Here is a 1,395-nt window from a genome sequence, read left to right on the forward strand (position 1 = left end):
GGCGCCGACTAAAGCCCTGGTGATGCCGAGGAGGGATTGGCCGCTCAGGACCTACAAAACCGCCACAGACAGTGACAGGCAGTGACGCGGCGCATTTTCAAGGAAGTTATTTTCGATAATAACTTGAACAGCTTGCTTGGAGCGGGTAGCGGGAATCGAACCCGCATATTCAGCTTGGAAGGCTGCTGCTCTACCACTGAGCTATACCCGCGCATTTCGCCCGAAAACCGCTATGCACTTTTCGGTCCGATGCTTTGCGTTTCAGGGCTTCCGGGCCGGCAGTGGTGGAGAGGGTTGGATTTGAACCAACGTAGGCATAGCCAACGGATTTACAGTCCGTCCCCTTTAACCACTCGGGCACCTCTCCAGTCTGCCGCCGGAGCCATGCAACGAGGCATCGACGCGTCGCGACCGCGTGAGCAGCCCTTCGCGAAGCGCCTTATGGCGGCAGCGCCCAAAACTGTCAACCGTAACGTCCCGGCAAAACGCGTTGAATTTCCGGACGGCCCGCCGAGCAGTGTCTCCGGCTGTATCCTTAGACAGACGACACGGCTATAGAACCGGCCATGAGCAACGACAACAAGCCCAAGACCCCGAAAGACACCCACTACGCCAGGCTGCGCCGGGCGCATCGCGACGAGAAGAGCGGCGGCGCGCCGGCGTTCAGGCCGCGCCAGCCGGTGCCGCCAGGAGAGACAGCAGCGGACGGCCTGGTGCGGCTTTACGGCCTGCACACGGTGCGAGCAGCGCTCGACAACCCGCGCCGGCGGATCAAGAAGATGCTGGTAACGCGCAACGCCGCCGAGCGGCTAGCGATCGCCGACCTCGCCGCCCTGCCCTTCAAGACGGAACTGGTCGAGCCAAAAGACATCGACAAAGTCACCGGCTCCGACGCCGTCCATCAAGGCGTGCTGATCGAGGCCGAGCCGCTAAAACCCAAGCGGCTCGATGCGCTCGGCGATACGACGCTGGTGCTGGTGCTCGACCAGGTCACCGACCCGCACAATGTCGGTGCGATCCTGCGCTCGGCGGTCGCGTTCGGCGCCGGCGCGCTGATCACCACGGCGCGCCACAGCCCGCATGAATCCGGCGTGCTGGCGAAATCGGCCTCCGGAGCACTGGAGCATATCGATCAGATCGAGGTTAAAAACCTCGCGGACGCGATCGGGCAATTGCACGAGGCCGGGTTCCAGACCGTCGGCCTCGATTCGGACGGACCGGCGGAACTCGAAAAGAGTTTTTCGGGAGAAAAGATCGCGCTGGTGCTGGGCGCCGAGGGCAAAGGCCTGCGCCAGAAGACCCGCGAAACGGTGACGACGCTCGCCCGGCTCGATATGCCCGGCGCCATCCGCTCGCTCAACGTGTCGAACGCCGCGGCGGTGAGCCTTTATGCAG

General features: G+C 63.2%; 1 protein-coding gene and 2 tRNA genes. 1 reads left to right on the forward strand and 2 read right to left on the reverse strand.

The features are described from left to right. Nucleotides 1-137: 137 nt before the first annotated feature. Both EOA85_RS35310 and EOA85_RS35315 read right to left on the reverse strand, forming a co-directional pair. Nucleotides 138-211 (reverse strand) — tRNA-Gly (locus tag EOA85_RS35310). A gap of 71 nt (nt 212-282) precedes the next feature. Beyond that, a tRNA-Tyr gene (locus EOA85_RS35315) sits at nt 283-367 on the reverse strand. Nucleotides 368-566: 199 nt separating this feature from the next. Here EOA85_RS35315 and EOA85_RS35320 point away from each other — a divergent pair. Beyond that, nucleotides 567-1,395, forward strand: an 829-nt coding sequence (locus EOA85_RS35320) for an RNA methyltransferase (RefSeq protein ID WP_164760135.1), incomplete at its 3' end; no start/stop codon positions are given.

It is taken from the genome of Mesorhizobium sp. M5C.F.Ca.IN.020.29.1.1 (genome assembly GCF_003997375.1).
Classification (GTDB): domain Bacteria; phylum Pseudomonadota; class Alphaproteobacteria; order Rhizobiales; family Rhizobiaceae; genus Mesorhizobium; species Mesorhizobium wenxiniae.